Source organism: Catenulispora pinistramenti (assembly GCF_018274385.1).
GTDB classification, from domain to species: domain Bacteria; phylum Actinomycetota; class Actinomycetes; order Streptomycetales; family Catenulisporaceae; genus Catenulispora; species Catenulispora pinistramenti.
The window spans coordinates 1-3,188 of record NZ_JAAFYZ010000429.1; the positions used below are offsets into that span (position 1 = coordinate 1).

Annotated in this window: 2 protein-coding genes and 1 pseudogene; 1 reads left to right on the forward strand and 2 read right to left on the reverse strand. The window is 72.6% G+C overall.

Annotated features, from left to right (window positions below):
• Window positions 1–28 precede the first annotated feature (28 nt).
• Both KGQ19_RS48145 and KGQ19_RS48150 read right to left on the reverse strand, forming a co-directional pair.
• Entirely contained in the window at window positions 29–1,735 is a 1,707-nt protein-coding gene (locus tag KGQ19_RS48145) for a thiamine pyrophosphate-binding protein (protein WP_212022287.1), read from the reverse strand.
• A gap of 317 nt (window positions 1,736–2,052) precedes the next feature.
• Window positions 2,053–2,832 carry a cyclase family protein gene (locus KGQ19_RS48150; protein WP_212022289.1) on the reverse strand — a complete coding sequence of 260 codons (780 nt, stop codon included), beginning with the start codon at window positions 2,830–2,832 and terminating at the stop codon, window positions 2,053–2,055.
• 74 nt (window positions 2,833–2,906) lie between these two features.
• Here KGQ19_RS48150 and KGQ19_RS48155 point away from each other — a divergent pair.
• A pseudogene (locus tag KGQ19_RS48155) lies at window positions 2,907–3,188 on the forward strand (hypothetical protein); the annotation flags it as partial.

A 3,188-nucleotide genomic window follows, 5' to 3' on the forward strand; every position in this document is an offset into this window, starting at 1 on the left:
ACACCCAACACCCAACACCCAACACCCCCTAATGCCCCCGAAAAGCCTCCTCCAGCCACCAAGCAGCCTCATCCCCCGCCACCTTCGCGTCCAACACCAACGGCCGGTCCCGCGCCCCACCCAACCAAGGCCCCAGCACCTTCAAATCCTCGACCACCCGCACCGTCGCCCCCTCACACCCGAACCCCCGCGCGATCGCCGCGATATCCGTATCCGGGAACGTGACGGTCCCGAGATCGTGCCCGTGCGGCCCGAAGTGGTGCACCTCCGCCCCGTACGCCGCGTCGTTGTAGACCACGATCAGCAGCCCCAGCCGCTCCCGCACCGCCGTCTCGAGCTCCGTGATCGACATCAGCGCCCCGCCGTCGCCCAGGGCCGCGACGGTCAGGCGGTCGGGGCGGGCCAGTGCCGCGCCGATCGCGCTCGACAGGCCCAGGCCGATCGACTGGTACGCCTGCGTGAACACCAGTCCCTCGGCGTCGGGCACGTCGAGGTACATCACCGGGTAGCCCATGAAGTTCCCCGAGTCGACCGCGACCGTCCGCTCCAGCGGGAGCATCTCGTTCAGCGCGACGGACAGGGTGCGGGGGTCGATGTGGTCGGCGGTCGAGCGGTCCGTGTACGGGATCTGCGGCCAGCGTCCCTCGGTCTTCAGCCGGTCGGCGATCTCGCGGGAGCGGTAGCCGTGCTTCGTCGACACCAGTCCGGACACCCGTCCGGCCACCCCTCCGGACCCCCGTCCGGACACCCCTCCGGACACCCGTCCGGCCACCTGTCGCGCGGTGTCCGCCGCGTCGCCGACCACGCCGAGGTCCAGGCGCCGGTGCCGGCCGAGCGCGTCCTGCTCCGTGTCGACCTGCACGACCTTCGCGTCGGGGGCGATGAGCGTGCCGTGGCGCAGCGTCCACATGTTCAGGCCGCAGCCCCAGCCGACGATCAGATCCGCGGACCGGATCAGCTCGGCGGCCAGCGGCGTGGCGAAACCGCCGCTGACGTCGAGGTCGAACGCCTCCCCGCGGAACAGCCCACGCGCCGCCGCCGATGTGGCGAGCAGCGCCCCGGCCCGCTCGGCCAGCGTGGCGATCGCCTCCCGCGCGTCGGCCAGCCGCGCGCCGCGCCCGGCGATGAACACCGGACGATCGGCCGCCTCGACCAGCGCCGTGAGCGCCGACAGGTCGTCCTCGCGCGGGTGGACCGTCGTCTCCCCGGACACCAGCCCGAAGCGGTTCATCGCCTCGACGCGCTGCTGCTGCACGTCCAGCGGCAGGTTGAGGATCACCGTCCGGCGGTCGGACCGCGCGGTCGCGACCGCCGCCAGCGTGTCCGCGCGCGCCGACTTGGCGCTGCCGATCCGTCGCGGCAGCGCACCGACGGCCCGCGCCAGCGCGTTCTGGTCGACCCAGAAGTTGGACAGCCGGGACGTGGCCTCGGCGGCCAGCACGACCAGCGGCGTGCGGCTCTTGGCGGCCTCGGCGATCCCGGTCATGGCGTTGGTCAACCCAGGGCCCTGATGCACTGACAGCACCCCGAGCCCGCCGCTGACCCGCGCGTAGGCGTCGGCCATGGTGGCGGCACCGCCCTCGTGCCGCGCGGCGACGAAGCGCGCGCCGGCACCGACCAGCGCGTTGGTGACATGGAAGTTGCCGCTGCCGACGACCCCGAAGACGACGTCGGCGCCGGCTTCCCGCAAGGTCTGACCGACTTCGGAAGCGACGGTTTCTTCTGTTGCGGACATGGGTCCTCCGATCGCTCGACGCGGCGTGTTCCTACCCGCCCCCGCTCGCTTCGCAACGCCCGGCGCGGGGGCGCGCGCAGAGTCTCGCGCTACGGGACGGCCGAAACGCCCCCCGATCGGAACGGCCAGCAGGTTGCCGGGCTCGTGCGTGACCTCAGCGCGCAGCGGAGCCAATCAGCAGAGCTAACGCAGCTCGCCGCTCACTGCCGCCGCTCACTGCCGCCGCCACGGCATGCGCTGGCGTGGTGGCGTGGTGGCGTGGTGGCGTGGCGGCGTGGCGGCGTGGCGGCGTGGCGGCGTGGCGGCGTGGCGGCGCCTCACCCCTCCCGCTCCACCAAAGCCAACACCCGCACCGGACTCCCCGACCCACCCACAATCGGCAGCGGCGCAGCGATCAGCACCGCCCCGCGCGTGGGCAGCCGATCCAGATTCCGCAGCTGCGTCAGCCCGTACTTCCCCGCCCCCAACATGTACGAGTGGCACGGAAACGGCGGGTCGAACCCGTGCGCCGCCCCGGCATCCGTCCCGACCGTCTCCACCCCGAGCCCCCGCAGCGGCGTCTGCTCGGCGAGCCACTTCGCGCACTCCGCCGACACCCCCGGGGTGTGCGGGCCGGTCTCGTTCGCGTTCAGGAACTCGGCCTGGTCGCCGGACCGCGCGTCCCAACCGGTGCGGTACAGCAGCCACCCGCCGTCGGGCAGTGGCCCGTGTTTCGCCTCCCATTCGCGCACGTCCTCGACCTGTAGCAAGTGGTCGGGGTCGGTTGCCGCGCGGTCGGAGGCGTCCAGGACCACCGCGGGGGCGATCAGGCGCTGTGGCGCCACCTGCGCCACGTCCTCGCCGTCGCGCCCCGTGATCCAGTGCACCGGGGCGTCGAAGTGGGTGCCGACGTGTTCGCCGGTGACGATGTCGTTCCAGTACCAGGCGGGGCCGCGCTCGTCGTAGCGGCTGATCTCGCGGAGTTCGAAGTGGACGGTGTTGTCGAACGGCTCGGGGAGTCGCAGGATCGGCGTCTCATGCGACAGCGGCGCGGTGAGGTCCACCACCTCGATCGTCCCGGTGGCGACCGCCTCGGCCAGCTGGGCCAGCAGCGTCATATCTCGCACCGTACTCCCGGCCGGGCGGCTCGTCAGCCGCGGCGGGGCACGCTTTCCGAGTAATACTTGAGCGTATGAGCACAAGGCGGACGATTCTCCGTGGCGGGATCGCGGCACTCGGCACGGCGGCGGTCACAGCCGCCTGCGACTCCTCGCACGGCAACACCGGCGGCGCGGCGACCAGCACGCCCTCGACCGGGCCGACGTCGAGCGGGCCGACGTCGGCTTCCACAGCGACCATCCCCGGCGGCACATCATCGAGCGCCGCACCATCGACACCGACGACACCGGGCACGTCGGGCACACCCGCCAGCCCGACCAAACCGACCACTCCCACCTCGGCCCCCACCTCGGCC

Coding starts and splice junctions, on each gene's coding strand:
- KGQ19_RS48145 (WP_212022287.1), bottom strand. CDS start 1,735: ATGTCCGCAACAGAAGAAACCGTCGCTTCCGAAGTCGGTCAGACCTTG.
- KGQ19_RS48150 (WP_212022289.1), bottom strand. CDS start 2,832: ATGACGCTGCTGGCCCAGCTGGCCGAGGCGGTCGCCACCGGGACGATC.